Annotated in this window: 34 protein-coding genes and 1 pseudogene; 31 read left to right on the top strand and 4 right to left on the bottom strand. The window is 65.6% G+C overall.

The features are described 5' to 3' along the window. The first annotated feature begins 100 nt into the window (after positions 1-100). From GV027_RS20015 to GV027_RS20005, 3 genes are read left to right on the top strand one after another with little or no spacing between them, the layout of a single operon-like run. Positions 101-469 carry a DUF6927 domain-containing protein gene (locus GV027_RS20015; protein WP_159513401.1) on the top strand — a complete coding sequence of 123 codons (369 nt, stop codon included), beginning with the start codon at positions 101-103 and terminating at the stop codon, positions 467-469. After that, positions 466-711 carry a hypothetical protein gene (locus GV027_RS20010; protein WP_311725881.1) on the top strand — a complete coding sequence of 82 codons (246 nt, stop codon included), beginning with the start codon at positions 466-468 and terminating at the stop codon, positions 709-711. The genes GV027_RS20015 and GV027_RS20010 overlap by 4 nt, the downstream gene beginning before the upstream one ends. After that, the gene (locus tag GV027_RS20005) at positions 708-1223 is read left to right on the top strand and encodes a thermonuclease family protein (protein WP_159513400.1); all 516 of its coding nucleotides are present in this window, start codon (positions 708-710) and stop codon (positions 1221-1223) included. The genes GV027_RS20010 and GV027_RS20005 overlap by 4 nt, the downstream gene beginning before the upstream one ends. Positions 1224-1289: 66 nt before the next feature. Here GV027_RS20005 and GV027_RS20000 read toward each other — a convergent pair whose 3' ends face one another. Further along, complete coding sequence (locus GV027_RS20000; protein ID WP_159513399.1) at positions 1290-1811, bottom strand: hypothetical protein; 522 nt, start codon at positions 1809-1811, stop codon at positions 1290-1292. Between the two features lie 76 nt (positions 1812-1887). On the opposite strand from GV027_RS20000, the gene GV027_RS19995 reads away from it, so the two are divergent. Then, positions 1888-3195, top strand: a complete 1308-nt coding sequence (locus GV027_RS19995) for a hypothetical protein (RefSeq protein ID WP_159513398.1) — start codon at positions 1888-1890, stop codon at positions 3193-3195. On the opposite strand, the gene GV027_RS19990 is transcribed toward GV027_RS19995, so the two are convergent. Next, positions 3170-3424 carry a hypothetical protein gene (locus GV027_RS19990; RefSeq protein ID WP_159513397.1) on the bottom strand — a complete coding sequence of 85 codons (255 nt, stop codon included), beginning with the start codon at positions 3422-3424 and terminating at the stop codon, positions 3170-3172. The genes GV027_RS19995 and GV027_RS19990 overlap by 26 nt on opposite strands. Positions 3425-3513: 89 nt before the next feature. On the opposite strand from GV027_RS19990, the pseudogene GV027_RS21965 reads away from it, so the two are divergent. The 11 genes and pseudogenes from GV027_RS21965 to GV027_RS19940 all read left to right on the top strand — a co-directional run. After that, positions 3514-3591: pseudogene (locus tag GV027_RS21965) on the top strand (hypothetical protein); the annotation flags it as partial. Between the two features lie 28 nt (positions 3592-3619). Beyond that, the gene (locus GV027_RS19985) at positions 3620-4156 is read left to right on the top strand and encodes a DUF7007 domain-containing protein (protein ID WP_159513396.1); all 537 of its coding nucleotides are present in this window, start codon (positions 3620-3622) and stop codon (positions 4154-4156) included. Positions 4157-4227: 71 nt separating this feature from the next. Next, the gene (locus tag GV027_RS19980; RefSeq protein ID WP_236559425.1) at positions 4228-4806 is read left to right on the top strand and encodes a hypothetical protein; all 579 of its coding nucleotides are present in this window, start codon (positions 4228-4230) and stop codon (positions 4804-4806) included. A gap of 24 nt (positions 4807-4830) precedes the next feature. After that, positions 4831-6504, top strand: a complete 1674-nt coding sequence (locus GV027_RS19975) for an ATP-binding protein (RefSeq protein ID WP_159513395.1) — start codon at positions 4831-4833, stop codon at positions 6502-6504. After that, complete coding sequence (locus GV027_RS19970) at positions 6501-7436, top strand: hypothetical protein (RefSeq protein WP_183937790.1); 936 nt, start codon at positions 6501-6503, stop codon at positions 7434-7436. The genes GV027_RS19975 and GV027_RS19970 overlap by 4 nt, the downstream gene beginning before the upstream one ends. A 31-nt stretch (positions 7437-7467) precedes the next feature. Beyond that, the gene (locus GV027_RS19965; RefSeq protein ID WP_159513394.1) at positions 7468-7827 is read left to right on the top strand and encodes a DUF3768 domain-containing protein; all 360 of its coding nucleotides are present in this window, start codon (positions 7468-7470) and stop codon (positions 7825-7827) included. Then, positions 7827-8882 carry a deazapurine DNA modification protein DpdA family protein gene (locus tag GV027_RS19960; protein WP_159513393.1) on the top strand — a complete coding sequence of 352 codons (1056 nt, stop codon included), beginning with the start codon at positions 7827-7829 and terminating at the stop codon, positions 8880-8882. The genes GV027_RS19965 and GV027_RS19960 overlap by 1 nt, the downstream gene beginning before the upstream one ends. A 68-nt stretch (positions 8883-8950) precedes the next feature. After that, a complete protein-coding gene (locus tag GV027_RS19955; protein ID WP_159513392.1) occupies positions 8951-11350 on the top strand; it encodes a DNA cytosine methyltransferase in 2400 nt (799 codons plus the stop codon). Continuing rightward, the gene (locus tag GV027_RS19950) at positions 11338-11637 is read left to right on the top strand and encodes a hypothetical protein (RefSeq protein WP_159513391.1); all 300 of its coding nucleotides are present in this window, start codon (positions 11338-11340) and stop codon (positions 11635-11637) included. The genes GV027_RS19955 and GV027_RS19950 overlap by 13 nt, the downstream gene beginning before the upstream one ends. Continuing rightward, on the top strand, positions 11631-12437 hold the full coding sequence (locus GV027_RS19945) for a Mom family adenine methylcarbamoylation protein (RefSeq protein ID WP_236559424.1): 807 nt from the start codon (positions 11631-11633) through the stop codon (positions 12435-12437). Before GV027_RS19950 ends, GV027_RS19945 begins: the two co-directional genes overlap by 7 nt. A gap of 57 nt (positions 12438-12494) precedes the next feature. Continuing rightward, positions 12495-13133: a hypothetical protein gene (locus GV027_RS19940; protein WP_159513390.1), complete on the top strand. Its 639-nt coding sequence runs from the start codon at positions 12495-12497 to the stop codon at positions 13131-13133. A gap of 16 nt (positions 13134-13149) precedes the next feature. On the opposite strand, the gene GV027_RS19935 is transcribed toward GV027_RS19940, so the two are convergent. Further along, positions 13150-13911, bottom strand: a complete 762-nt coding sequence (locus tag GV027_RS19935) for a hypothetical protein (RefSeq protein ID WP_159513389.1) — start codon at positions 13909-13911, stop codon at positions 13150-13152. A 3-nt stretch (positions 13912-13914) separates the two neighbouring features. Beyond that, positions 13915-15639, bottom strand: coding sequence for a hypothetical protein (locus GV027_RS19930; protein ID WP_159513388.1), 1725 nt, complete (start codon positions 15637-15639; stop codon positions 13915-13917). A 393-nt stretch (positions 15640-16032) separates the two neighbouring features. Between GV027_RS19930 and GV027_RS19925 the strand changes: the two genes are divergently transcribed. The 16 genes from GV027_RS19925 (at position 16033) to GV027_RS19855 (ending at position 24829) form a co-directional block, all read left to right on the top strand. After that, on the top strand, positions 16033-16323 hold the full coding sequence (locus GV027_RS19925; protein ID WP_159513387.1) for a hypothetical protein: 291 nt from the start codon (positions 16033-16035) through the stop codon (positions 16321-16323). Between the two features lie 52 nt (positions 16324-16375). Beyond that, positions 16376-16693, top strand: coding sequence for a hypothetical protein (locus GV027_RS19920; RefSeq protein WP_159513386.1), 318 nt, complete (start codon positions 16376-16378; stop codon positions 16691-16693). 100 nt (positions 16694-16793) lie between these two features. After that, positions 16794-17303, top strand: a complete 510-nt coding sequence (locus GV027_RS19915; RefSeq protein ID WP_159513385.1) for a hypothetical protein — start codon at positions 16794-16796, stop codon at positions 17301-17303. A gap of 30 nt (positions 17304-17333) precedes the next feature. Next, on the top strand, positions 17334-18038 hold the full coding sequence (locus GV027_RS19910) for a hypothetical protein (RefSeq protein ID WP_159513384.1): 705 nt from the start codon (positions 17334-17336) through the stop codon (positions 18036-18038). Between the two features lie 226 nt (positions 18039-18264). Further along, complete coding sequence (locus tag GV027_RS19905) at positions 18265-19413, top strand: hypothetical protein (RefSeq protein WP_236559423.1); 1149 nt, start codon at positions 18265-18267, stop codon at positions 19411-19413. A 133-nt stretch (positions 19414-19546) separates the two neighbouring features. Then, positions 19547-19831 (top strand): hypothetical protein, encoded by a 285-nt coding sequence (locus GV027_RS19900; RefSeq protein ID WP_159513383.1) that lies wholly within the window; start codon positions 19547-19549, stop codon positions 19829-19831. A 40-nt stretch (positions 19832-19871) separates the two neighbouring features. Further along, the gene (locus GV027_RS19895; RefSeq protein ID WP_159513382.1) at positions 19872-20387 is read left to right on the top strand and encodes a hypothetical protein; all 516 of its coding nucleotides are present in this window, start codon (positions 19872-19874) and stop codon (positions 20385-20387) included. Between the two features lie 26 nt (positions 20388-20413). Then, positions 20414-21001 (top strand): hypothetical protein, encoded by a 588-nt coding sequence (locus GV027_RS19890; RefSeq protein WP_159513381.1) that lies wholly within the window; start codon positions 20414-20416, stop codon positions 20999-21001. Between the two features lie 127 nt (positions 21002-21128). Then, positions 21129-21602: a hypothetical protein gene (locus tag GV027_RS19885; protein WP_159513380.1), complete on the top strand. Its 474-nt coding sequence runs from the start codon at positions 21129-21131 to the stop codon at positions 21600-21602. Between the two features lie 96 nt (positions 21603-21698). Continuing rightward, a complete protein-coding gene (locus GV027_RS19880; protein WP_159513379.1) occupies positions 21699-22217 on the top strand; it encodes a DUF736 domain-containing protein in 519 nt (172 codons plus the stop codon). Between the two features lie 277 nt (positions 22218-22494). After that, positions 22495-22935, top strand: a complete 441-nt coding sequence (locus GV027_RS19875; protein ID WP_159513378.1) for a hypothetical protein — start codon at positions 22495-22497, stop codon at positions 22933-22935. An 86-nt stretch (positions 22936-23021) separates the two neighbouring features. Next, positions 23022-23318 carry a hypothetical protein gene (locus GV027_RS19870; RefSeq protein WP_236559422.1) on the top strand — a complete coding sequence of 99 codons (297 nt, stop codon included), beginning with the start codon at positions 23022-23024 and terminating at the stop codon, positions 23316-23318. Then, positions 23318-23449, top strand: coding sequence for a hypothetical protein (locus tag GV027_RS21760; protein ID WP_268893599.1), 132 nt, complete (start codon positions 23318-23320; stop codon positions 23447-23449). Before GV027_RS19870 ends, GV027_RS21760 begins: the two co-directional genes overlap by 1 nt. Positions 23450-23495: 46 nt before the next feature. Further along, a complete protein-coding gene (locus tag GV027_RS19865; RefSeq protein WP_159513376.1) occupies positions 23496-23813 on the top strand; it encodes a DUF7673 family protein in 318 nt (105 codons plus the stop codon). A 434-nt stretch (positions 23814-24247) separates the two neighbouring features. Further along, complete coding sequence (locus GV027_RS19860) at positions 24248-24553, top strand: hypothetical protein (RefSeq protein WP_236559421.1); 306 nt, start codon at positions 24248-24250, stop codon at positions 24551-24553. A gap of 54 nt (positions 24554-24607) precedes the next feature. After that, positions 24608-24829 (top strand): hypothetical protein, encoded by a 222-nt coding sequence (locus tag GV027_RS19855; protein WP_159513374.1) that lies wholly within the window; start codon positions 24608-24610, stop codon positions 24827-24829. The last annotated feature ends 782 nt before the right edge of the window (positions 24830-25611 follow it).

The following is a 25611-nucleotide window of genomic DNA, read 5'->3' as shown; positions in this document are numbered from 1 at the left end:
CTTGTCCGATACCCGGAACATGAATGGTATTATCGCAGCGGAGAGCCGTATGCAGTGAAAGCTGCACGTACGGTTCGGCGGGGGGGTCAGGGCTGACTCTTTGAGCAGCACCAACCCTACCCGACTGACGGAGCACATGGGACCGTCCGAAGCCGAATGCCCGGAGCGCATCCTGGCGCTGCTCGGCGACACCGACGATCCCTCCGCGCTCAACTGGCGCCGGCGCTGCATCGATAACCTTGCGCGCGCGTCGCGACCGCTGGAGCACGGGATGCGTATCCGTCTTCCCTCCCCGGTGAAGTTCACCGACGGCTACGAAGGCGACGAGTTCATCGTCCACAGGCGGGGCCGCAAGATCGAGCTCGCAAAGCCCGGCTGCAGCTACCCCGGCTACAGGCTCAGTGGCCTCCGCCAGATGGCCTGGATCATCGTCCCCGAGACGAAGGTTCACAAGACCGTGTTCGCTTGATCAACAAGCTCACCCAAACCAGGATCATCGCCATGATCGCCCTCCACGACCATTCGCCCTTGAGCCCGAAGCGCCGAACGCTCTGCAGCCGCGAGAACGCCCAGCGCGTGGCAGCACGCATGATGGACGACGGCTTGGATTGTGTCTCCATCCTTCGGACCAGCAACCCCCTCCAGCCCCTCCGGGTCATCGCCGAAAGCGTCGACGGGCCCGAGGTCGAGCTCGAGATGCGCCTCGCATGAGGCCGCTCCTGCTACTCCTCTCGGTGACCGTATCAGCGTGCAGCGCCAGCCCCGGGCAGGAGGTCGCCCAACCGGAGGTCCGCGGCGATGCCCGCGCGCTCGACGGCGACACCGTTTCGATAGACTTCCGCTTCTCGGGCGCGGATTCGGTTGAGAAAAAGCAGCAGTGCGAGCGATCGGGGTCCTGCTACCCGTGCGGCAAGGTCGCCCAGGACGCGACCGCACGCATGCTCAGGAGCGGAGAGGCAACGATCAGCCTTGTCGGGAGCAGCAGCTACGGCCGTCCCGTCGCGATCGTCAGCGTGAACGGGTCGGATCTTGGAGAGCAACTGATCTCCCAAGGGTTCGCCGTGCCGGCCACGAAATACCTGAAGAACGATCCCGAGCGGGCGACCCGCTACGTCGAGGTGTTCGAGGATGCGCGTCGCCACCGACGAGGCATTCACTCAGGCGAATGGATCGAGCCGGAGAAATGGCGTCGCGGGGAACGCCTCGCCTGCGAGCGGCGTTGAACCTACACCCCCCCCGAACAAGACGGGCGGCCCCGGCTCAAGCCAGGGCCGCCTTTCTTTTTGCCGTCAGAGCGACAGCTTCGGGTCGACGACCCGATCGAAGGCCTCGTAATCCGGGCCGGGGTCGAACGACCACGACGGACCGATCTCGAAGTCGACGTCGAACCTCCCCACGGGACCGTCAGGCTCAGAGGCGACATAGGGCGACACCAGCGGCAGCATCGGACGCTTGCCGCGCAGCAACTCGCCGGCGAGCTTGCCACGCGCCTGCAGCACCCCTTCCAGCCACTGCAGATCGTCTAGGACGAGAACAATGCCCTTGCCCGCGAGCGCGTAGTAGATGCAGCGCTGAAAGTCGTCGCACTGGTTCGAGAGGATTGTGGTGAGCTTGCGCTTTCCGGCAGGCTCGCCCTCGTGGATCCACTCCACTGCCTCGCGCAACTCACGCACCGAGTAATAGGCGTCCTCCGGACCGAGACCGATACATGCGGCCGCGATCATCCGCCGAGTGGGCCGGATGCTCGGATCGCTCGACGCGTCCTTGAGGGTTAGATCGAGGTCGAAGGCTTCGATGCAATCGGTCTTCATGGCGCACTTCTCCTTGCGGGTGAACGTACCGTGAACAACGTGGACCTTGCAAGTACAATATCGTATAGAGTTCCCCATGTGGTTGGTCCCGCGAGATACCCGTGGACTGCAGCAACGCACGCCCGTTCCGGACGTCGTGCGCGAGGCCCTTGTTCGCTGGTACACCGGCGAGGGCGAGGACAGCGACCATCGTGCGTCGGTCATCATGGTTGTGAAGGCCCGGGACCATCACCAATGGATCGCCTGCAGCTGCCTCGGCGATACTGAACCGCCGCCCTTGCTGTCGCCCGCCTACCTGTCGGAGGCGGAGACCTACTATCTGCGCCGCTTGACCAGCGTCCGCCAGCGCCGTCCAGAACACGACCTCGACTGCCCGTTTTACCGGGAACAGGCACCGCCTCGCATCCGCAAAAAGGCCACGGCGACCCCGCGCACGATCAACGAGCCCGACGGCATGTTCTCCGCCCACCGGCTGGCGCCCGAGAAGCTCGCACAACTGCCCGAGGAAACCGAGCCTGACGATCGGACCCGCGGTGTCGCCATTCCGCGTCTGGCGCGCCTGCTGTGGCTCTTGATGGAGATGGCTCACGTCAATACCGTCGAGCCACTCGAAGCCGGCGAGCCGCGTACCACGTCCATGGCGAGCGAGTTCGCCGCAATGCGTCGCGCAGCCGAGCGCGTCGAAATAGCGCCGGGTGTCCCGCTTGCCCGGCACTTCTACACGCACATCGACCCCTATGATCGGGGGATCGTCTTCGCCAAGCTGAGAGATGCGGCCAAGAAATGGCCCAGCGGCCACGCGCCGCAGGCGTTCCTGCTCCTCTACGCCGTCGATATATCGGGAACGACGATCACGCTCGCCGAAGGCCGCGAACTCGAGGTCAAGAACCGAATCCGCCATATTGGGATCCACCAGCGCCAGATCGGCGCCCCGTACCTCGTTCTGGCCGTGGTCGGCGAGCACAACCCGCGCGAGGGCTACGCCGCGCTGCGCGCCTACGCCCAGCCGATCGCACGCCCCTCAAACTTCGTCGCCATCCACAACGCCGCCGAGCGCCAGACGATCGTCGGCCTGCTCGACCTGCAATACCGGCTGCGACGCCGTGGCATCGGGGTCGGCTTCAAGCGGCTCCTCTTCGACGTCGCCACGCCTGCCGGCGACATGCGCCCGGACATGCTTCTCGATTTGCGCGATTTCACGACCGGCGAGGTGATGGAGGCCGCCCTGGAGATCGTCACAGCGAGTGATGCCGACAGCCTTGGGCTCAAACTCCGCCAAGTCGAGAAGCTGCGGAGCATCGCCCCCGTCGTGACTATCCATGGCGAGGACCTCGAGGCCGACGGCTTGGAGGCGGCGATCATGGATCAGCTTCGCATCGGATAGCATCCTCCGCCTTGCTGGGACTCGCGTCGAAGCAGCAGAAGCCATGTTCCCGGATAAGCGCGCGAGCCTCGGCCTCGTCTGCATGATCCAGCGTCACCGGCCGGATCCTCACCCACGGCCCGTGTTCGCCCGGCAGCCCTTCGCCATCACGGTCGACGCTGAGCGCCATGATGGCAGACGAACCGGCGAACAGCCAGACGTCCATCGGATGCTCGGTCTTGTCGTTCATGGACCCGCACAACGCGCCCGCGGCCCGAGATTTTCCTGAAGCTGGAAGGAGAGGAGGAGGGATTCGTCGTTCCTTGAAGGAGACGACAGATGACCCGCTTCGCCGCCACTGCTGCGCCCCTCGACACCAAATGGGGGGCGCCCGTCACGACCAACCAGGTCCTGCCTGGGGTCTGGCACGTCACAACAGCCGATCATGGCGGCTACGTCCCTCTCGGACGAGCGCCAGGCGGCAGTCCCCGAGGCGCTCCGCCGAGACGACCCTTTCTACGAAGAGGATGTCGACTGGGCGCTCGTCCTCCTCGCATTCGCGGCCGAGTTCCGCCGCCTGCCGACTGCCGGCATTGAACTGCAGGTCGAGAACGCACGGCGATCGGTCCGGGCCTGGCATCCCGACCGCTACGCCGCCTTCACGGGTGAGGAGGTTCCGCAGACGGAAAGCCACGTTCTGCGCCGCCGCGCCGCCTATCAGGCCGTGATCGGAGAATACGCCTCGACCAGCGCTTCCGGGGATTGGGCCGACTGGGTGCCCACGGGCATGGTGGGTGTCGTCTTCCGGCGAGTAGCGAGCGTCGATGCCCTCGGCTTCGCCCGCTATGCCGGCAACCCGATCTACGGGCTCGTGACCAAGGATCGGTACGCCGACCGGTCAGACGTCGAGACGTTTGACAGCCTTGGTGCGACGCAGGTCGAAAGCACCGCCCCGATCACCAAGGAAGTCGCGGTCCTCTGACCGACAGCCGCTCGCGGTGCAAATGCACTGCGCCTTGCGCTCGCGCGCGTCCCCTCTGCGGAGTTCATGCCATGAGCCTCTATCTCTACCTCTTCCACGGCCGCGCCACGCCCGATCAGGACATGAGCGATTGGGGCGCTGCCGGTCCGACGATCGGCCCGCTTAGCTACGTCCACACGACCTATGGCAGCGAGGTGAAGATCCGCGGCTCGAAAGCGGTGCTGGAAAAGTTCTTCCCCCAGGCGGAAATCCATTTCCACGACGGGGTCGGCGAACATGCCATCCAACTCGCCGGCGATTGCTTGCCGCATGACGGCAAGTTCTATGGCGACTGGAGCGTCTGCACCGCCGATGCCATGGAACCCGTGAACCGGAACCCTGTCACGCCGATCTGTGACGTTTGCGGGAGCGCGGACCTGGTCAAGAACGCGGCCGCGGTCTGGGATCGCGACCGGCAGGAATGGTCGCTGCTGTCGACCTACGACTCCACCACCTGTCAGCGCTGCGAACGCGAGGGCGATGCAATCGAACGATGGGTTCCCAACGCGGATGCGCCCCCGGCCGACGACCAGCAACCTGAACTCGATCTGGAACTGCCCGTCACGACCAAGGCCGAAGGGGAGGGGGAGCGGGAAGGCGGGCGTGGATGATCACGCCAGCTTCAGGAGCCTGCCATGATCCCCGCCATGATCGCGACGGCCGTCGCGCCCGAGACCATCACCAAGGTCACTCGGCTGTTCAACAACACCGCCTATGACGTCGTCTGCGAGCTGTTCCAGAACGCACGCAGGGCCGGCGCGACCCTGGTCGCCGTGACCGTCATCACGGCAAGCGACGCCACCTACCTGCAAGTTGTCGACGACGGCCATGGAATCGCAGATCCCGCGTCGATCGTCACCCTCGGCCGATCCGGATGGTCGGATGACACGCGCCGCGCCGAGGACCCGGCCGGAATGGGCGTCTTCAGCCTCGCCGGCAGAGACGTGATCATCCGCTCTTATTCCCAGCCCGACCGCCAAGGCTGGATGGCCCACATCCCGGCGATGGCCTGGGAGACGAGCCGGCCGATCGCGATCTCCTCCGACCCGATCCCTTACGGGACATCGATCACCGTCCGCATGCCCGAGGCATGGGTGAAGACGATCGAGAGCGACGTCGCCAAGGCGTCCCGCCATTTTCCCGTCGCCGTGACCCTGAACGATACCGCTCAGGAACAGAACGACTGGCTGGCCGATGCCGTCCACGTCGAAACCTGGAACGGCACCCGCATCGGGATCTTCAACGTCGCCACCAACCACCACTCGGTGACGGACCCGAACCTCAACTTCCATGGGGTGACCATACCCTGCAGGCTGCCGCACCTGCACGAAGTCGACCGGGGCGGCCGCTGGATCGCCCGCGTCGACATCGTCAACGCTCCCGGCATCCAGCTGGTGCTCCCCGCTCGCAAGGAAGTCGTCGAGAACGACGGGATCGCAGCGCTCCGACTTGCGGTGCATTGCGCTTTGTACCGCGCGATTGCGGCCAGAGGATGCCACCGCCTGGCATTCGACCAATGGTGTGAGGCCCGCGACCTCGGGATCGTGCTCCCGGAGGCGGAGCCGTACCTGTTCGCCTGGGTAGCACCGGCTGCGGACACCTCGCGCAATTACGAGACCGGCGAACGGAAGGCCGGAGCGTCGATGGTGCTGATGCCCGACTTCGACGCGCTGATCGCCCAGCCCGCCGAACGCGCGATCACCGCCCACAACCCGTTCGGGGGCCCGCTGGTCGAGGCTAAGGACGCCTTCGCCGGCTATGGCTGGTACGACACCCTGGCGCGCATCGAGACGCTGGCCTTCGACATCGTACAGGGTGAACACCGCTTCACCGTATCCGACACGATCGAGCCGCCGTGCGAGGCCGAAAACGGCTGGGCGGACTCGATCACCCTCAACGCCACCCTCTCGCACGCTGGCGCGTCAGTCGAGGTCGCGTGCGATGCCGACGTCGCGTTCGGGACCAGCTCGGAGTTCTACTACCCCGCCCTGGACACCGCGGTGTTCGTCCGCCGCGGCTGCGACGTTTCGGCGCTCGACGTCGCCGACCTGCTGGAAAGCGCCGCTTTCTCGGCGAACGAGGACAGCGACGCCGACAGCTACGACACCCAGCAGGAACGCTTCCAGCGCGACGCCGCGCAGCGCATGGTTCGGCTGCTTGAGGGTCAGGATGCCGCGCTCGAACGACGCCTCCGCGACCTCCTCTCGGGCTATTCGCTCCTGGTTCCGGACGATCGCGCCGTCACGATAACCGTCACCAGCGGCGAATTGACTATCGCGATCACGCCCATCCTGGCAGACGCATTGTGATCCCGCCGCCGCCCGTCGTGCTCGCCTACGGGATCGGGGTCGATAGCACCGCACTGCTGATCGAGAAGCACGCCCGGGGCGAAGCGCCGGACCTGTGCCTGAGCGCGGACACCGGCGTCGAGAAGCCGGCGACCTACGCCTATCTCGACGTGATCCGGCCGTGGATGCGCGACCGCGGCATCCCGTTCGAGCTCGTGTCCTACACCCCGAAGCGGTTCAAGCACTGGCCCCCGTATTACGGGATCCTCGAGATGTGCCTGACCAACGCGACGCTCCCGAGCAAGTCACTGGGCGGGTCGAGCTGCAGCCTCAAATACAAGAAGGCGCCGCAGGACGCCTATCTCGCCAAGTGGAAACCGGCGATCGAGGCATGGGAGCGCGGACAGCGCGTTGTGCGGCTGATCGGTTATGATGCCGGCCCGCGCGACACCAAGAGGGCGAACCACGCGCTCTCGATCACCGACCCTCTCTACGACTGCCAGTCGCCGCTGCGCGAATGGCAGTGGGACCGGAACGACTGCATCCGCCGGATCGAGGCCGAGGGCCTTCCCGTGCCGCCCAAAAGCGCGTGCTGGATCTGTATCGCGAACAGTCCGCAGGAGATCCGCGAACTCCCGGCGTGGTGCCTTCGCCTGATCGTTCTGGTCGAAGCGCGGGCAGCACCGCGCCTTCACACCGTTGAGGGCCTCTGGCGGCGCGGTACGCGCGCGCGCCCTGGGTCGATGACACAGTTCATCCGACAGGAGCGCCTGCTGCCGGCCGATGAGATCGACCGCATCATGCGCGACGCGCCGACCGAACTGATCCGGTTCCAGGACGTCGCCGGCGCCATCCCGATCGGCGAGCGGCCGACGCTCGCCAGCTGGCTGGATCGCTTCCACGCTGCCTTCCCCGATCGAGGCCGCAGCGCGCCGGACGCGCTGGCCGCCTGACCATCAACATCCAAGGCGAAAGGACATCGCCATGATCGACACCCGCACGGAAACCCGCAGCGAAATCATCGGCCGCCTGAACGACCGATGCCGGCAGGGCCTCGACCGAACCGCACGCGTCACCGTGACGCGAGCCTGCCTCGCGTCGCTCTCGACCGACAGCCTCGCCTCCCAGGCTGTCGCGCAAGCCCGCCTCCTGCAGGAGCTGCGCCGGCACAAGTTCGCCGAGGGCGACGTGCTGCGCGAGCGCGGCGAGTTCACGATCGACGACACGCGCGTCTATTTCACGATCGACTATTACGACCAGTCTCTCGAATGGGGCTCGGAAGACCCGGCCGACGCCAGCATTACCCGCCGGGTGCTCACCATGATGTTGCGGGAAGACTTGTGATGGGCACGGTCGCCAACCGCTGCGCGCCCATCGTGCCGCCGGGCATCGAGATCATCGTCGGACTGCCGCATCTCGCGAGAGGGGCGCTCCTCGCCCGAGCCATCGCATTGCAAGCCCCGGTCCTGATATCGGCCAACTGCCTGTCCAGGTGGCGCAAGGCCGATGGCTGGCGCGACTGGACGGGCTGGCGGACAGGCACGCTCGCGAGCGCGGCCGACTTGGCCAGCATCGATCTCGATTCGGCCGGTTACACCATGACGGTCGCGTACAACGGCATGCCCTGGTCGATCGACGACTACATGGCGCTGGCCGCCTCTTACCCCTTCAGGCGCGTGGCCAGCGCCGATTACTGCTGCGAAGTCCAGGTCGCCCATGATCGAGAGGAGGTCCGGGACCGGATCTCCAGGACGATCGCCACCAACCGGGAATGCCACGCCCGAGCCCTCGACCTTGGCATCCGAGAGCGTTTCATGCCGGTCCTGCAGGGCCGCACCCCGGATGACTACCTGCGGTGCCTCGACAAGCTCGACGGTCTGATCCTCCCCGGCACCGTGGTCGGCATCGGCAGCATGTGCCGCCGTCCGATCCACGGACCGGAGGGCCTGATCGCGGTTGTCGAGCGGCTCAGCCGCGACTTCCCCATCGGCGCCAGAATGCACGCCTTCGGCGTGAAGGGCGACGCCCTCCCGTACCTCGCCCCCTTCGCGCACTGGGTCGCCTCCATCGATTCCCAAGCTTACGGGATCGCAGCACGCCACGACGCCCATCGGCGTGGCGTCCGAAAGACAGACTTCCTCGTCGCCGACCATCTGGAGCGCTGGTATCGCCAGCAATGCGCCCGCACGGCCTCTCCCTCGCGGCTCCTGCCCGAGGCCGATGAGGCGGTTCCGCCATCGCCGGGCCCGGTCGACCCATGGGAAGATGCGATCACGCTCGCCCGCCAGCAGATTCGCGACCTGATCGAGAGCGGCGACCTCGACCACGACGAAATCACCGCCGGATGGGTCGAGGCATGGGCGGCCGATCTCTTCAACGAGCGCCGCGAAGCGGCCTGAGAGGGAAGGGGGATCGAGGAGGTGAGCGGCGCGGGCGACCTGCGCCCAGACAACCATCCGGAGGCCCCATGCTTCAGTCTACCATCACCCGAGTTTACCGCCACGGGCACCTCTTTGCGGGCATCGGTGCCGGCGCGAAGGGCTTCAACCAGGCCCGCCCGCGCGTGGGCAACATGGTCGCGCGCTGGGGGTGCGCCGGGGGAATCGACGTCGATCCCGGCGCCATCCGCAACTTCGAGCGGCTCACCGGCGTGCCCGGCACGGTCATGGACCTCTTCAGCCGCGACCAGTATCGCGCCTTCCACGGACGCGAACCCGACTGGGACTGGCGCGAGGCCGTCCCCGCAGACATCCGCGCCGCCCTAGGCGCGCTCACCTGCATGCTGCTCAGCCCGCCCTGCAAGGGCTTCAGCGGTCTCCTGTCACAGGCCAAGAGCCTGACGGACAAGTACCAGGCGCTGAACGCACTAACGCTTCGCGGCATCTGGCTCACCCTCGAGGCCTACAAGGACGATCCGATCCGGATCATTCTCATCGAGAACGTCCCCCGGATCCAGACCCGAGGCCGCTGGCTTCTCGACCAGATCATCGCGCTGCTGCGTGCCTATGGCTACTCGGTCAACGAGGATCGCCATGATTGCGGCGAGCTCGGCCACCTTGCGCAGAGCCGCAAGCGCTTCATCCTCATCGCGCGCCACGCCGAACGCGTGCCTCCCTTCATCTACCAGCCGCGTAAATACCCGCTGCGGGGCGTGGGCGAGGTCATCGGCCAAATGCCGCTGCCCGGAGATCCGCTTGCAGGGCCGATGCACCGGGTGCCGTCGCTCCAGTGGCAGACCTGGGTGAGGCTCGCGTTTGTCGAGGCCGGATCGGACTGGCGATCGCTCAACAAGCTCGCGGTCGAGAACGGCGTGCTGCGCGATTACGGGATACGACCCGAGGCGCCGTTGCGCGACAACGCCTACGGCGTCTGCCGCTGGGAAGACCGCAGCCCGCTGGTCACGAGCGCACGCGCACCGGGCCAAGGTCGCTTCTCCGTTGCCGATCCCCGTGCCTTCTGCTCGCGCGACGGGAGCGGCTATCTCGGGGTGCGCCACTGGATCGACCATGTCGGCGTAGTCAGCAGCCGTGGGGGCCCGACCAACGGTAGCTTCTCGGTCGCCGACCCGCGGCCGGGATACCGCGAAGGCACGCACACCAACCTCCTGTCGGTCGCATCTTACGATGCCGCCGCCCGGGTCGTAAGCGGTGCCGCACACGTCGCTGGCGGAGCGCTCAGCGTGGCCGACCCGTGCGACCGAGCACAAGGCCGAGGCAGCGCCACGGCAGGCGCCCACAGTCTCACCTTCACGGTTGCCGACCCGACGCCCGGCTACGGCCCGGCCACGCACCGCCACGTGCTAGGTGTCGTCAGCTGGGCTGCCGCCACCGGCGTCGTCACCGGCTCCCCGAAGCCCACCACAGGCGCGCACTCGGTCGCGGATCCACGCGTCAACGGTCACCCCGCCAGCGTGCAGCTCGGCGTCCGAACATGGGACCGACCAACCGGCGTCGTCACCGCCAACATGTGGGTCGGATCGGGTCCGAATGCCGTCTCCGATCCGCGCGCGCACCGCTCCCCCACAGCCGCGGCCTTCCGCATCGTTGCTATCGCCGAACAGGCCGGCGCCGTCGCCGACCCGCGGGCACGAGAAGGACGCCACCCCAACGGCAAGTACAGGGTCTGCCGCTACGATAGCCCGACAAACGCCGTGATCGGGGCGTCGACCACCGGCATGGGCGCCTTCGTCGTCGCCGACCCGGTCTACTGCGCAGGCGAGATGGGCCAGTACGCGAACAAGATGCGAGTGGTGCCGGCGACAGCCGCTGCGCCGACCGTCACCGGCTCCGACCGCGTCGGCTCGGGAGCGCTGTCGGTTGCGGACCCGAGGCCGCGGGGGCTGACGCGCGGCGACCGGCAGAACTACCTCTCGCAGAGCCACTACGGCATCGTGGGCTGGACCCAGCACACCAAGGCGATCCCCGGCCACGTCAAGGACAACAACGGCAGCTGGTCGATCGCCGACCCTCGCGAAGCCGATGAACCGACCGAGGGCAACCCCACGGCGCTCCCCGCCAAAGACGATCGCCTGGTCGCGCGCATCGTCGCGCTCGACGGTACATGGCACCGCCCGTTCACCTCGGCCGAACTCCTCGTCATCCAGGGGATTCTCGATCCCACCGAATATGTCGACCTGATCGGCACGTCCGACGCCGAAAAGCGCGAATGGGTCGGAAACGCCATCCCGCCGCCCGCGTCCTGCAGCATTGCCACGACCGTCGGCGAAACGCTGCTCCTTGCGGATTCCGGTGAGCGGTTCACGCTTTCGCCTCGCGAGATCTGGGTGAAGCCCGGCGCGCTGGCCCTCACTATCGACAACCGCCAGGCGGCGTTCGATCTCGACGGGATCGACACATGGTTCATGTGATCGATCGCTCGGCACGCGCCGACGTCCGCAATCCGATCCTCAGCCTGCCGGCGATCGCCGCGCTTCGCGATCTCGAACCGGCCGCCCAGGAGGCGCTCCGCCTCGTGCTGCTCGACCTGCAGCTGGACGCGCGTCAACGTGCCGAGAAAAGCTGGCGGACGCACAAGCCGCCACTCGCAGCCTATTGGTCGGCCGTCGGAGTCTATGCAGGCCACATCGCCCGGTGTCTCAACCGTCCCCGCCCACGAACGAGGCCGCAGACGCGACGGTGCGACCCGTCATGCTGACCGACCGAACCCAGCGCTGGCGGGACCGGCGCAGCCTGTTCGTCTCCGACCACCACTATCTTCCGCGCTACCCCGCGGCACAGGTCGCGGTAGGGCTGTTCGGCCCAGGCGCAGCCGGAAGGCCTGCTCTAGCTGGCCTCATCGTCTTCGGGGTGCCGGCGACAGGAGCCGTGATCACCCGCCACACCGGGTTCACCGATCCTGCCCAAGGCTGCGTCCTGCAGCGGCTGTTATGCCTGCCCAGCGTCGCGGCGAACGGCGAAAGTTTCTTCGCCTCACGAGCCTTCCGTCTCCTGCGCTTCATGCGACCCCGGATCGAAGCCGTCGTCAGCTTTTCGGACCCAGCCTTCGGCCATTGTGGCGGCGTCTATGCCGCCCTGTCAGGCGCCTATCGCGGGCGAACGAGGCCGCGGCAGGTGCTCCGCATTGCCGGGGAGACCATCTCGGACCGGACGCTGTCCAAGATCCGCAACCTGGAAAGCGGCCATGCCGGCGCGATCGATCAGCTTGTGCGCCTCGGAGCGCCGCGCCCGAGGCCGATGGAGCATCCCCGCGCTTGGCTCGATCGATGCCGCGAGGCTCATATCCTGACCAGCGCCCGGCAAAGCCCGCTCTTTACCTACTGTTTCGAACTCACCCGCAATGCACGCCGCACGGGCGGGGCATTGCCCAGAATGGCCTATCCGGTTCGCTCCGACGTCCTGCGCGAGCAACTGGAAGCGTGTGCCGCGCCACTTTCCGACGGGAGCGTCCCGCTCGATTGCTCGCATCTAATCCTCGACATCGCCGGTCACTCATGACGACCATTCCCGAAACCGCTGACCTACGCTAACCAGCAGGCCAAGGGAGGCTTATCCATGTTGAACCGCTATAGCATCGCTGCCGTATCGTTGGCGATCGTCGCAACCGCTCCGGTGCAGGCGGGATTGTTCGGCCTGGGTAAGTTCAAAGTCGATCAGAGCGACGATCGGTTTTCGGCCAATGGGCTGACGATCTACAGCGGCCTGAATAACCGCATCAGCAAAAAGAGCCTCGCGGGCGGCACGCACATCGACGGATCGGGCGTGTTCGTCGAGCCGGTCGCGATCAAGAAGAAGGACGACGGGTCGATCGTCGCGCTCAGCTTCTTCATCCACAACGATGTTTCGGACGGCACCGGGCCCGGCGCTGCGCTGACGCTGGGCGAGCCCACGCGCATCAACTTCATCACCGGAGAAGGTGCGCCCATCAACCTGACGATCGAGCGCGGCAAGCGTCAGTGGAGCGACATCACGGCCTATAACTCGGTCACGCGAACAGCCAGCACGGCGATCACCGAGACCGGCTTCGCGGACGTGACGCCCGAGCAATACCAGCGGATCATGAACGCGCCTCAACTGCTCGCAAAGATCGAGGGCGAGAAGCGCAGCATGACTTACGAGGTAAAGGACATCAGCAAGTCCTTTCAGATGAATTTGAAGACGTTCTGGAACGACTACGCGGCCAAACGCGCGTAAAATACGTGCGCCGACTTTAAGATGCCATTTCCGCGACCCTCGCAGCCCCCTTGTCGGACAGCGAGAACACGTCTCTCTCCGGATCGTAACGGAGGAACCCGAGTGAAGCGAGACGCGAGACGGCACCGAGGTCCAGTGCTGTAGGACGACAAGGATCAAACGAGCGATCGTCGCCGTTCACCCGGGCGGCGATCGTCTTCAGCCAGGTGCCATCGCGCTCGGTTTCAGACTTCGCGCGTTGCACCGGGCTGAGAATGCGTGACGCAACGTCCGCGCGATAGCCACCCGGACCCGCCCCGCCCGTTGGGCCTACCGGGTCGGCGTTCTCGGCAGCGGCCGGACCGGTCCGGTCAAGATCGACCTCAAACTTGTGACGGCATTTGGAGCAATACCACTGGCGATCATATCGCGCCTGCCCGACAGCGCGTTGCTCCTTCTGTGAAACGCCTACGGCGAACGCGGCGATGCCAGCGACGACGAACGCGATCGGAACCGCCATCACGAACGAGCCGATGCTATCAGCGGTGAAGAAGCCGATTAGAAGTGCAGCAGCGAAAACACCGACGAAGGTGAATGCCTCCAGCTCGAAACCCGTGGGCGCGTTGCGCGCAGCGGCGCCGCTGATCCGTTCGCTACTGCTACGTCCGCTCCATACACCGGGGCCACCCCGCGAGTACCAGACACCGCCGCTCCGCCCCTGTGATCGGGAGATGCCCTGCTCGTAGATAGCCGAGCTCTTTTTGACGCTGCCCGATCCGCACTGTGGACACCTGACCATGTGTTACCGCACTCCAGCTTTGGATCGACACGAACCGGCAATTTGACGGAGCCGATCGTCAACAGGTTCATCGTACCTGATGCACTCCAGCGTGATGCCCGCAAGTTTGCAGATGCGACGCTTCCGCTCGTCTCGCTCTACGGTCGCCGCGAACCCCGCCTCACCGCCGAATATGTCGATCGGATAATAGTGTTGTTCTCCCTGATACTCGATCGCGATACCGTGTTCCGGCAGAAAGATGTCCAGGTGCTGGGGCGAAAGCCAGCTTGGTCGCGCGTGACGCTCGATCAGGGCGTCGGGCAACAGCAGCTTGAGCGTGAGATACGCAGCCTCCTCCGCTTTCCAGCGGACTTCGTTGAAATCGCGCGCCCAAGCGGCCTCCAGCACATCGATCACCTCGTCACACAGCGCACCGTATGCCGGAAGACGCCGCGGATCGGAGCGGGTGTTGGGATCAGTGGTCGCGCAAACCTTCGTCCAATGCTTGGTCAGGCATCCTTCCGAGGCCCAGCGCGCTACTACAGCTTCCGCCCACGTTGGTTGACTCCGGATTTGCTCCATGTTCCGCGCCTTGGCGTCGAGCTTCTCGAAATCGAGTTCGAACGGCGATGCCGAATGTTGGATCGCACAGGAAAGCAAAACGGCAGGGCTGGGTTCGTTTTGTCCGCTGATAAGGTCGCTGAGCAGTTCGCGGATGCAGGCGCGCGTCAGCCAGGCATGGGACACATAGAAGTCGATATTGGTAGGACGCGGATCGATCCACGCATCGAGGTCGCACCTGAGGCGAAACAGCAAGGTCTGGAACAGATCATAGCTGCCGAGGTATGTCAGCCAGTAAATCGCACGATCCAGCTCGCTTGCGACGCCGGATTTTTGCCATGAGCGGATATCGGCGAGGGCTTTCCGGTAGCCGGCATCAACGTCATTCAGAAACGCGACGATCTTATTTGACAGCGGCGTGGCCCCTTCCCGCAGAACGTCCCCCGACGTGCTAGGCTTGACCTTCAGGAGCCCAGGATTTGCGAGTTTCGTCACATCGCGCTCGAATGCGCCGCTGGCGGCGTTCGCAAATATGACCTTCAGCTCAGACTCGGTCATTGCGAACAGACGAGGCATGTCCGCTAGGATCGATGCGTCTCCCAGTTTCCACGAAGCATGAGCGCACAACTTTACGAGTGGCCCCTTCGCTCTATTGCCGCCGCCAAATATCACGTCACTTTTTCCGAGGGGATCAGGTTGCCCCTGTCGCACCAGGTCGAGCGTGGTCCGCCAATCTCCGCGACGCACGGCAAGAGCAATGAGCCTGTCGAGGTCGGGACCGGCGCGAAAGGCGGCATATTCCTTGCCCGCTACCTTGTTCTCGCCACGTTCGTAGCTGCTCCTCGCAGCATCGACATCCCCCAAGGCAAGTTGTGCATCTCCGATTTTACGCCAGTGCGAGAAGGTCTCGAATATCGGGATCGCTTCGCGGTAGCAGCCTGCGGCCATCAGCAGATCGACCCGCTCGCGGGACCGAATGGTTTCCCAACTCGATGTGCGATGGAGGACGGCGATCTTCTCCGCTGGCGATAGCCAGCCGTTCGTTCGAGCTAGAGATGACGCGAGATCGCCCCGGAGAGTATCGATGCTGCGAGCGAGGGACTTCACCTCGCGGTCCGCGCGTTCCGTTTCAACGATGCCTTTCAACGCCTCCTGCAACTCGTCAGGTGTCATCATCCTGCGTTTCATCTACCCCCCTGCTACCGACATCCCAACAGCTCGGCACAAATATAACCCGCCGTAGTGTTGCACATCTCGATACCTGCGGCCTCATAGCGGGCAAATAGCTCATATCGACCAGCTCGTCCGCCCCGGAGCACCGCGCCCGAGGCCGATGGAGCATCCCCGCGCTTGGCTAGATCGATGCCGCGAGGCGCATATCCTGACCAGCGCCCGCCAGAGCCCGCTCTTCACCTACTGTTTCGAGCTCACCCGGAATGCACGCCGCACTGGCGGAGCGCTGCCCAGACTGGCCTATCCGATCCGCTCCGACGTCCTGCGGGAGCAGCTAGGAGCCTGACCCGTCGTGCCGACGGGTAGGAGAGGGGGAGGGCAGCTCGTGTCCATTGGAGGAGACGAGCCATGCGTATCGAACAGGCCATTGCCATCGCCAAGCACGACGAACACCGGTTGGTCCGCTTCATCGAGCGGCGCAACCGGTTCCTTGACGCACTGGACTGGGACGCACTGCCCGAGCAGACCGCACGCGAGGCCTCGATGCTGGACGATCTCCTAGACGCCGACCTCGCGGAGTCTGCATCCTACATCACGTGGCTGGAGGGATGCGTCGCGATGGGCGTCGAGGACATCGTGGGTGTGGTCCGGTTCGAGCCCGGGCCTCGGCCGTGGCAATTGGCCTGGGTAACCCTCTGACCGTATCAACGAACTGGACGACGCAGTTATCGCCCGAGCGGGAGTGACTTTCATGAGCAGACACGTCTTCACCGGCCTTCAAGGCGAGAACACCGTCGCCATCGGATGGGATCGACCCCTGGACACCTTCTTCGTCCAGGTCATGCGACCCGACCCGGAGATGGACGGCGAGGACGAGATCCTCTTCTGGAGGGGCACCGATCTCCGCGAGCTCCCGACCGCGGCCGACGCGATCGCGGCCGCCCGCCCTTGGGCGAGCCTGCCGGCAGACCTGGGAGCGACCCTCGAGACCGATCGCATGAAGACACTCGGCAGATCCGACGGCCAGCACCAGGCCGAGGTCAAGCGCCGGCTGTTCCCCAAGGGGTAGAACGAGGCCGACGCACCGCAGACGCACCACCTGGACGGGGAGCGGGCGAAGGAGAGGGGGAAGGGATCGAGCGGTCCAAGCGGGACCGCTGGAGATCCCCATGCCCTACTTCGTCGACATTGGCGGCACACCCGCCAACGAACCGTGCGCGCAGCTCGGCCAGACGCCGAACTTCGAGACCCTCAACAAGCTCGAAGTGCTCGCGTACAAATACGCGATAATCGCCCGCTACGGCGCTCCGCCTCCTGGGTGCCGGCTGACCGGCCTGTCGAACAATCATGACTTCGGCCGCTATGTCTCGCTGGTCCTCCACGTCGAGAACGAGCTGGATGAAGCCGTCCGCGAATATGCGGTAGCCGTCGAAGAAGCGCTGGGCACCTGGCTCGAAGCCGGGTTTTGCGCGCCCGTCGACTATGACGACGCCAGCCCCACCATGGTCCGGAGCGACCCTGTCGAGATCCTGATCAGCGCCTTTCACGTTACCCGGCCGGGGCCTGACGGACGGTTCCCGATCCCCGATTTCGAGACGCTGCACAGCAATCTCGCCGCTGCCTTCCCCGACGAGGCGGCGATCGCAGCTGCGCGACTGACCGAGGCCGCGAACGCCTGACGGCAACCCCCGACATCATCGGAGAGCACCATGTCCAACAGCTTCACCAAGGCGGCATTCGCCCTGCTCATGTCCCGCGAGGACGCCGCGCTTCTGCGCGAGGCGGAAAAGGCCGTCGACCTCCTCGACACCAACGTAGAGGACGCCGACCTCGCGGCCGCGTATGAAACGCTCGACGAACGGTTCCGCGCCGTCTTCCCGCCGAAGGGCGATAGCCGGTTCGAAAGCTTCCTCGAGCTTTTTGACGATCGCAACTTCCCGTATCTCGACGCCCATATCGACATCGAGGACGCCGAGATCGCTGACCATGTCCGCGTAACCTTCAGCGGCGATCAATTCGGCATCGATCAAGTCGCCAACCTCATTTTCCGGGCCTGCAAGTCTGCGCTGCCCTGCGGGTTTTCCTGGTCCTACGACTGCGACCGGCTTCGGGTGGGCGAGTTCGGGGGCGGCTGCGTCATCATCACCGCGGCCGGCATCCAGTGGCACAGCACCCAGTCGATCCTTGAACACGCCTTCAAGCGGATCGAGGCCGGTCCACACGAGGGCGTGGACGGCTTCGTCCTGGCGACACGAGACCGGGAGCACGGACTATCCTTCTGGAACAACACCGATGGGTTCGGCTCACTCGCGACCGCGACCGTGTTCTCGGAAGCCGACGCCGCAACGCTCGACAAGCCGATCGCCAACGACGAGCCCGAATGGCTCGCCGTGCCGGCGCCGCTCAGCCTTTAATCCGGTAATGGCGCCCGGGCCGCGAGAAGCGGGCGCTCCGCCACCATCCGCGAGGCCGCCCATGTCTCAGGACTTCGACCCGACCGACCCCAGCACCTGGCGAGGCAGGGGCAGATCCGCCGAACACGCCGAAGCGATCGCCGCCGCATGGCGGAGCTTCCCCGACCTGCCCGCAGACGCACCGCTCGCAGAGCGCATGAACCGAGGCCGCGAACGCATCGCCGCGATGCGCCCGATCAACGACGCGATCCGGGACGCTGCCGAAAGAGAGCGCCAAGCGACCAACTTCGCCTTCACCGAAGATCAGGTCCGCCACGGCAAGGGCAACGACCGCGACATCGCGGTCCTGCGCGGCCGCAGCCAATACGGCTACAGCTGGGACGTCGCCAACCGGTACGCCGATGGCTGGTATGCCGCCCACGTCGGTTGGTTCCATCACTATCCCGACGGCATCCCCTCGACCGAGCCGATCGCCGTCCGACGCAGAGCATATGATCAGGGCTTCACCGATGGTGGGGGTGACCGGACGGACCTGTTCGACGCCGCGCGTCGCACCAACCTCGCCTTGCTTCGAGAGAGCAACTTCCCGCCCGCGGCCCCGTCGATATCACCCCAGGGTCGCCCATTGCCGAGCACATGGCCGAAGCCGAGCGACGAACCACGCCCAACACGCTGGTCGCGCCGCCTCGTGATCCTCGACGAGGCCGACACGATCGGCGAAGCCGGTGCAACCCGGAACTTCCTGGACATGATCCATGGCCGGCCGGGCGCCGAGACGGCGACCATCATTATCCTCGCCAATGGCGGCTTCATACTCGCCGACACCGAACGCCGATCGGACCTGCACGAGCCAGAGGCTGCCCTCGACGTCGTGCGAGCCAGACGACAACTCCGCGAAGCTCTTGCTGGCCGCGAGTTCGACGACATCTTGATAGCGCTTCAGCAGGGCTCCCTCGACCTTCTCGACCAGGTGGCCGACGCCCTCCCGCTCTGCCGAACCATGGAGAGGACCCGCAACACGCGGCTCCAGCAGCGCGCACACCTGCGGACATGGCTCGATCGAGGCCACGGAGCCGATGCGAACATGGCAGCAGGACATATCCGTTGGAGCAAGGTCATCCAAGGGCTGCGAGGAAGTCTCGGCGAGTTCAGCGCGCGGCACGTCGGACCGGCCCCGGGCGGGGGTCACCTGATCCGGGTCGAAACCGCTGCCGGTCTTCTCGCGACGGGATACGCCAGCGCCGACGGCTCGCCTCTCTGCCCGGAGATCGTCGTCTCGAGCAAGGCTCGCCTACGCTCGACTATTGCAACGACCCTTCGGACTTTCGGGGCTGCCACGGCATTGATGGGCACGCTCGATCTGCAGGCCGCATAGCGGCTTCGTACCACTCGCAATGCACTTGCAGTGCAATGCGCGGTACAGTGCACGATACGTCCAGGGCCGAAGGAGAGGGGGAGCGGGAAAGGCGATACCGGCTGCTCTGGCCGGAGGAATTGAGGAGCCTCCCATGCGAACGATCCTGGCCTTCTACGACACCGACCGGGAATATGGCGGCCCCGAGGAGGGCGGCTGGTGGTACAATACCGGCACGTTCGTGCGCGTGATCGGGCTCTACTTCGACGAGGCCGATGCAATCCGTGCGCAGCAGCGCGCCAATCGCCTTCTCGAGCGCCTGCAGCGCCACCGCACGCCGGTTTCGTCGGTGACCTACACGGGCGGTCGCCACCGCGCGCTGGCCTTCACCGGCCTGCCGCCGGCGAGCTTTCCGGAGGTCCGGCCGACCTACTCGTGACGCGCTGGCGTCGCCCACATCTGAACCGAAAGGAACGGTCATGCACCGCGTCCACCACTTCCGCACGAGCCTGCTCGCCTACAACGCCTGCTTCGACGACCCGCATGTTCGCGAAGGCGACATCCTCGTGGTCGCCCCGGAACGCGTCGTAGGCATCGCCTCCGACGACCCGATCGCCATCACAACCGCGCACGGCGAACTGAAGCCGATCCCCGCGCTGACGCGCGAGGGGTTGCTTGCGGAGCTCGCACATGACGCCGCCCAGATAAGCCACGCCGTGAAGGAAGCTCTTCGCTTCCAATTCGACGTGGCGCCCCATTTCCTGAACTTCGCCGGTCCGACCCACACGCTGTTCGCTTCGGAGACGACTGTCGTCCTGACCTTCGACGATCTCCTCGTGACGTCCGATGCCATCGATCACCGGATCACGGCGCTGCAACAGCGTCTCGACACGGCCGAACCTGGAAGCTCCATGGCCTTGTTCACCCAGCACGCGATCGTGCGCCTGCGCGCCGCCCGCGAGAAGCTGGCCAGCTACGCGCTCGGCCGGGGCTGATAACCGGTTACGGCTGGAAGGGACCCATGCCCTACAACCCCATCGTCGCGAACATTTCGGAAGCCGAGTTCGGCGAGCTCATGGCCATCGTTCGCTCCGCCCCCGAGGCGGCACGCCCGCTCACCGAAGACGATCACTGGCGCCGCGACTACCAGCGCGAACAGGCGTCCATCCGTATCACGGGATTCCAGGCGGACCTCTTCGGCGCGCCGACCGTAACGCACTACCACCGACATGCGCCAGGACCGAAGGTGGACCGCGAACCCGAGCCGATCGCCGTAAAGCTGGAACGCATCAAAGGCGACCCGCACGCCACCTTCGGCCCTCCTCGCGCCGACCGCCCAGCCTTCCTGTCCCACGAAGAGCGCGGCGCGATCATACGCGCCGCCGCGAACTGGCTCCGGGTACGACAGCGCGTCCGCATTGTGGATGCGCCCGGCGCCGTCGACCCTCAGTTCGGCCCGGAGCGATTCCTTGGGCGGACCGGCGTCGTCTGGCGCCTCTGCAGCAGCAGCTTCGCGGACCGATGTTACGTCTTCCTCGACCCCGTTGGAGGCGAGCGCACCCAGAAGATCGAGATGGTCGAGCTACGCGACATCGAACCGATCGCCTGACGGCGCTCACCTCCCGGTGCCATGTCTCGATCTTTGAACACCACCCTGCGACGCCGCGTGATCATCCGCGTGCCGCTTTGCCCCAACCCCACCGCGATGCGGCCAAGACGACGGAGCGCTTTCAGCCATGTCAGACGACATCCACGCCGCCGAGCCCACCGCAGCACTGCTACTGGCCAACGCTCGCGGCTTCCTACGGGCACCATTTCATAGCTCCGATCGGGACGTTTCTGATGAACAGCTCCATATGGTCGCGATATCCGTCGAGTTGGCGCTAAAAGCGGCGCTGATCGCCGCTGGCGTTAGCGACCGCTGGAATCGCGACTACATCGGTCACGATCTGGCAAAGGCCGCAGATCATGCAGCCGATTACGGCTTTGCCGTGCGAGAACGGGTGCGTGCTCTGATCGGCATCGTCCACCCCCACTTCATGAATGGCGGGTTCCATCACTGCCGTCGACACGATTGCCCAAAACTCGCCCGCTATGCGCGCACCATAGCGGCCGGGCTGATTGACGACGTAGACCGAGCAATCGGCAACGGTCTGACCCGCCCTAATCGCCCATCGCCGCGCGAAGAGCGCGCCGATGATGGGCGCTGACGCGCCCTGCTCGGCCCTGAAAGGGGCCGAGGAGAGGAGTGGGATGGAGAAAGGTGTCCAGGACAAGGGGTCCAGAGACGCACAGGAGACGTCGTCATGAACATCGGTTCGATCAAGCAGAACGCGGCTGGCATCTACATGGGCCGGGTTTCCACCCTGGCGGTTGCGATGACCATCGCGCTGAAGCCGGTCCAGTCCACCAACCCGCGCGCACCGCGCTACGAGATTCACGCGCTGACCGCCAACAAGACCTGGGTGCAGGTCGGCGCGCTGTTCGAGCTGGTTTCGAACAACACCGGCGAGGCGTTCCTCAACGGCCGCATCGACGACCCGTCGCTGCCCGCGCCGCTGCAGATCTCGGCCTTCCGGCAGGAGGACGAGTCCTACAACCTGGTGTGGCAGCGCGCGCAGAAGCGCCGCGACGTGGGCACCGCGCTCGGCGTCAAGGCGAGCGAGGACGATCTCGCCCCGCCGTTCGGCGCCGACGGCAGCCCCGCCGCAGGCGATCTCGCCGGTGCCGGTGCGGGTGCCGAGGACGGCCTGGGTGAAACCACCGCTCCATTCGACGCCCCGCCTGCCCGCGGCCGTCGTCGCCGTGAACCGGTCGACGCCTAACAAGTTCGGCCGGCGCGCTAGCGCCGGCCCCGCTTCACCCGGTGCGCTACTCCCCCGCGACCGGGCAGGCTCATGGGTAACAGCCTCCGCCCATGTGCCATCCTGGGGCGACGCTGACGCGTCGTCCCTTTTTTTTGCAGAAATGGCTTGCAGCCCCCGACATGCCCCGCAAGACTCGGAGATAAAAGAGAAGGGGGTACGCGGTATGACGTGCTGGCAAGGGGACGATCAGTTCGCGCCCGGGACCAGTTCGCCACTTCCCGCTGGAGATAATCCCATGGGCGACCGCGTCTCCGTATCGATAACCATAGGCGGGCACCTGCCCGCCAAACTGGTCGACGACTTCGTTTCCGTGCTGCAGGTCGAACGTCTCTCCACGGAGTGGGGCGGCGAACTCTTTGATCATAATCAGTTCCCAAAAGACGAACCGCTTCGACTGTTCGCTCAGGAAGTTCTCAACGGCGAGGTTGTCGACGTCGAGGACTTCTGCTGCGCAAATGACCTACCCTACATTCGCTGGTCCGGCGCATCAGCATCCTTCGATGCAGAAGTCGTCGTGTGGACCGGACAGGGTGAGCGCCACAGTTTTACCGCAGACGACAACCAAAACGTCGTGCTCGGCGCCGATGAAGCCCGCGAACTCGGAAGCTATGAGGCGATCCTCGAGCACTTCCGTAACGGCGCTTACGAACCGCCGGCCTTCTTGGTCGTGTCATGAGCGGCCATACCCACTCCGGCGTCGATGCCATCTGTCGAGTGATCAATTCGTCTAGGGAGCGGATGGCACTCACGGAGGGCGACGACTTGGACGTCGACACCGTCATCTGCCTGCTCCACGACTACGGTTCCACCGCAAGCCTGATTGCAGATCTTCCGCTTCCGGCCGATGACCAGGGCCTTCGCAGCATCGGCGCCACAGGCGCCGTCCTTATGCAACTGTCCGAGACGCTTTCATCGCTGATCGCCCGAGAGCGCTCCCAAGCCGCTGACGCCGCCGCCCAGCTCGCGGCCTGCCAGCGGAGCACTCGCAACGTCCTCGCCTCGCTGCTGGGCCTCTCGGTCTTGTTGAACGCCATGCTGGCGTTCGTCGCGCTCCGCTGATGGCCATGATCGACTTCGAGGATCGCGCTCCAGCCCGGCCGCTCTCTTGGGGCGAAAAGCTCCTCGCTACGATCGTCACCGTCCTGTCGGTCTACGGCATCGCCGCAACCGCCTGGTCGCTGCTGACCTGAACCCCACACCGGACGCACGCCGTCCGGTTACCCAAAGGATCACGCCATGGCGGCTCCCGCCTCTCGACCGGCTATCCGCGCCGTCTCTTTCCACGACGCCGGCGAAGCCCTCACCCGCCTGCTGGTTGTCGCCGGCAGCGACACCGGCCAAGCCGGTCGCGCCGCGGACTTCCTGCTCGCCTGGTGGAACGGCGCCGACAACGGCCACTTTCCGATCCTCCACCTGTGCAACTGCGACGCCACCATCGCCGAGGACATGATCATCGTCATGGCGTACCTTGCTCAGGAACCAACCGTGTACCCCGACGCCTGGGGCTATCGCGACGCGATGGTCGAGCTGGTCGAACGATGGCGCTCAACCTGACCCAGCAAGGGAGGGTGACGCATCCCGCCTATGGCGGGCCCGGGCTCTACTCGGCTTTGCCTCCCGGAGCCCCGCAGGCGGGTCTCCGCCCTTCGGGTAACGATCCCTTGCGGGCGCCGTCCGTCTCCGTTCGACCATCCTCGCCGTGCCTGTCGGCACGACATCGGGGTCTCACTCCGGCCGGACGGCGTCGGGGCAATGCTTCTCTCTCATGTCGTCCAAGTCTGGCATGCGGGGTTGGCGGGTCGTCAAGGACGAGCGGTGCCCCCAATTTTCACGACCCCGGCACTCCGCTGCGCTCCGCTCTGGGGCCGAGAAAATCGGCTCCCCCACTCGCGAGCGTTAACCGGGGTCCACGCCTTCGGCGCGGCTTCCCGGTTAACGTCCCTGACGACCCTGACCGCCGCATGCCGAGACGGAACCGCCATCGAGCAATGGAGGTTGAAATGGCGAGCTTTCAAATCACTTTCTTCCGCACCGCGCTGAAGGCGGGTATAGATCCCCGCGAGGCTCAGGAGCTGACCGAAACCACGGAGGACTTCATCGTGAGGACCGTCGACACCGCAAACCGCGACTTGGTGGCGCAGCTCAAGACCATGAACGGCAAGCTCGATAACATCGACGGCAAGTTCGAAAACAAGGTCACGCTCACGCGTGTCCAGCTGGCCGCGGTGCTGGTCATCGGAGCCCTCGGGGGAGCCTTCGGGCCGATGATCACGAAGCTGATCGGCCTCGGCTGATACGGAAGGGGGCTTCGGCCCCCTTTTTTGATCGCTCGCTTCAAGGGGATCGCCATGCAACGCTTCCATTCCCGCGATCTGCTCCTCGCCGGTCCGGTCCTTGCCGCCTGCCTCTCCTATGTGCTCGCGTACCTGAGCTGGGACGACTTTCCGATCGGACCGAACCCGCAGGATTACATGATCGCCGCAGGCACGGTCGCCCTGCTCAGCCTGCTGCCATTCGGCTATCTCTGGGTCCGCGATCGCCGCGAGAACCCGCAATCGCGACACGATTGAGGGCCGCCAGGCGGAGCCACCACGGGACGTCGACGGGGACGGGCGCCCGCCCAATGGGCGGGAACGGGCTCTAGTCGGCTTCGCCTCCCGGAGCCCCTGACGGGTCTCCGCCCTTCGGGTAACGATCCCTCGCTGACGTATTCGTGGCACGTCCCGCCGGGGACGGCGGGACCGGCCTAGTCGGCCCTGCGGGCCTCCCGGAGCCCCATGGGGAGGGGCTCCGCCCTTCGGGTGACGGCCTCGCGCAAGGGGCGTCTCCAGGGAATTTGCTGTTAACCCGGCCCGGAGCGGGCCGGGGCAAATCCATGGCGACGATCCCGCTGTTAACCCGACCGCGAAGAAGCGGCCGGGGCGGGATCGATCAACTCTCTCTCATTTCGGCATCGGACCCAGCCTCATCGCCATATTCTGACGGGCCTCCACGGCTTTCTCAAGGACGGCGGGGCCCCACCATTTTCTTCGGCGCCGCGCCGGCAGTCCTGCTTTGTCAGCGGAGGCGCGACGCCGAAGAAAATCGTGACCCCCACCGCCGCTCCGCGGCGCGATGCTTCGCATCGCGTCCCTGACAAAGCCGCTCCAGCCCGTCCGATGAGATTTCATCTTATCCAATACCGGATGAGAGAGCGTAAGCATTGGAGGCTTCAATGGCTACTTTCACCAACTTCTCCGACCTGGCCCGCACGATGGCGGACACGCGCGCAACGCAGATCGCCGACGAGACCCGCCAGGACGAGCGCACGCTGCGCACCTATGACGGCGCGTTCATCGAAGGCAGCGAGATG

The sequence above is a fragment of the Sphingomonas sp. T1 genome, from assembly GCF_902506585.1.
Classification (GTDB): domain Bacteria; phylum Pseudomonadota; class Alphaproteobacteria; order Sphingomonadales; family Sphingomonadaceae; genus Sphingomonas; species Sphingomonas aerolata.
The sequence above is the reverse complement of the archived record's forward strand: the minus strand, read 5'-3'. Positions and strand labels throughout refer to the sequence as shown.

What these genes read in the sequence shown, in the direction of transcription:
- GV027_RS20005 (WP_159513400.1), top strand. Translation starts at nt 708, where the DNA reads ATGAGGCCGCTCCTGCTACTCCTCTCGGTGACCGTATCAGCGTGCAGC.
- GV027_RS20000 (WP_159513399.1), bottom strand. Translation starts at nt 1,811, where the DNA reads ATGAAGACCGATTGCATCGAAGCCTTCGACCTCGATCTAACCCTCAAG.
- GV027_RS19995 (WP_159513398.1), top strand. Translation starts at nt 1,888, where the DNA reads ATGTGGTTGGTCCCGCGAGATACCCGTGGACTGCAGCAACGCACGCCC.
- GV027_RS19990 (WP_159513397.1), bottom strand. Translation starts at nt 3,424, where the DNA reads ATGAACGACAAGACCGAGCATCCGATGGACGTCTGGCTGTTCGCCGGT.
- GV027_RS19985 (WP_159513396.1), top strand. Translation starts at nt 3,620, where the DNA reads ATGGCGGCTACGTCCCTCTCGGACGAGCGCCAGGCGGCAGTCCCCGAG.
- GV027_RS19980 (WP_236559425.1), top strand. Translation starts at nt 4,228, where the DNA reads ATGAGCCTCTATCTCTACCTCTTCCACGGCCGCGCCACGCCCGATCAG.
- GV027_RS19975 (WP_159513395.1), top strand. Translation starts at nt 4,831, where the DNA reads ATGATCCCCGCCATGATCGCGACGGCCGTCGCGCCCGAGACCATCACC.
- GV027_RS19965 (WP_159513394.1), top strand. Translation starts at nt 7,468, where the DNA reads ATGATCGACACCCGCACGGAAACCCGCAGCGAAATCATCGGCCGCCTG.
- GV027_RS19960 (WP_159513393.1), top strand. Translation starts at nt 7,827, where the DNA reads ATGGGCACGGTCGCCAACCGCTGCGCGCCCATCGTGCCGCCGGGCATC.
- GV027_RS19955 (WP_159513392.1), top strand. Translation starts at nt 8,951, where the DNA reads ATGCTTCAGTCTACCATCACCCGAGTTTACCGCCACGGGCACCTCTTT.
- GV027_RS19950 (WP_159513391.1), top strand. Translation starts at nt 11,338, where the DNA reads ATGGTTCATGTGATCGATCGCTCGGCACGCGCCGACGTCCGCAATCCG.
- GV027_RS19945 (WP_236559424.1), top strand. Translation starts at nt 11,631, where the DNA reads ATGCTGACCGACCGAACCCAGCGCTGGCGGGACCGGCGCAGCCTGTTC.
- GV027_RS19940 (WP_159513390.1), top strand. Translation starts at nt 12,495, where the DNA reads ATGTTGAACCGCTATAGCATCGCTGCCGTATCGTTGGCGATCGTCGCA.
- GV027_RS19935 (WP_159513389.1), bottom strand. Translation starts at nt 13,911, where the DNA reads ATGGTCAGGTGTCCACAGTGCGGATCGGGCAGCGTCAAAAAGAGCTCG.
- GV027_RS19930 (WP_159513388.1), bottom strand. Translation starts at nt 15,639, where the DNA reads ATGAAACGCAGGATGATGACACCTGACGAGTTGCAGGAGGCGTTGAAA.
- GV027_RS19925 (WP_159513387.1), top strand. Translation starts at nt 16,033, where the DNA reads ATGCGTATCGAACAGGCCATTGCCATCGCCAAGCACGACGAACACCGG.
- GV027_RS19920 (WP_159513386.1), top strand. Translation starts at nt 16,376, where the DNA reads ATGAGCAGACACGTCTTCACCGGCCTTCAAGGCGAGAACACCGTCGCC.
- GV027_RS19915 (WP_159513385.1), top strand. Translation starts at nt 16,794, where the DNA reads ATGCCCTACTTCGTCGACATTGGCGGCACACCCGCCAACGAACCGTGC.
- GV027_RS19910 (WP_159513384.1), top strand. Translation starts at nt 17,334, where the DNA reads ATGTCCAACAGCTTCACCAAGGCGGCATTCGCCCTGCTCATGTCCCGC.
- GV027_RS19905 (WP_236559423.1), top strand. Translation starts at nt 18,265, where the DNA reads ATGCGCCCGATCAACGACGCGATCCGGGACGCTGCCGAAAGAGAGCGC.
- GV027_RS19900 (WP_159513383.1), top strand. Translation starts at nt 19,547, where the DNA reads ATGCGAACGATCCTGGCCTTCTACGACACCGACCGGGAATATGGCGGC.
- GV027_RS19895 (WP_159513382.1), top strand. Translation starts at nt 19,872, where the DNA reads ATGCACCGCGTCCACCACTTCCGCACGAGCCTGCTCGCCTACAACGCC.
- GV027_RS19890 (WP_159513381.1), top strand. Translation starts at nt 20,414, where the DNA reads ATGCCCTACAACCCCATCGTCGCGAACATTTCGGAAGCCGAGTTCGGC.
- GV027_RS19885 (WP_159513380.1), top strand. Translation starts at nt 21,129, where the DNA reads ATGTCAGACGACATCCACGCCGCCGAGCCCACCGCAGCACTGCTACTG.
- GV027_RS19880 (WP_159513379.1), top strand. Translation starts at nt 21,699, where the DNA reads ATGAACATCGGTTCGATCAAGCAGAACGCGGCTGGCATCTACATGGGC.
- GV027_RS19875 (WP_159513378.1), top strand. Translation starts at nt 22,495, where the DNA reads ATGGGCGACCGCGTCTCCGTATCGATAACCATAGGCGGGCACCTGCCC.
- GV027_RS21760 (WP_268893599.1), top strand. Translation starts at nt 23,318, where the DNA reads ATGGCCATGATCGACTTCGAGGATCGCGCTCCAGCCCGGCCGCTCTCT.
- GV027_RS19865 (WP_159513376.1), top strand. Translation starts at nt 23,496, where the DNA reads ATGGCGGCTCCCGCCTCTCGACCGGCTATCCGCGCCGTCTCTTTCCAC.
- GV027_RS19860 (WP_236559421.1), top strand. Translation starts at nt 24,248, where the DNA reads ATGGAGGTTGAAATGGCGAGCTTTCAAATCACTTTCTTCCGCACCGCG.
- GV027_RS19855 (WP_159513374.1), top strand. Translation starts at nt 24,608, where the DNA reads ATGCAACGCTTCCATTCCCGCGATCTGCTCCTCGCCGGTCCGGTCCTT.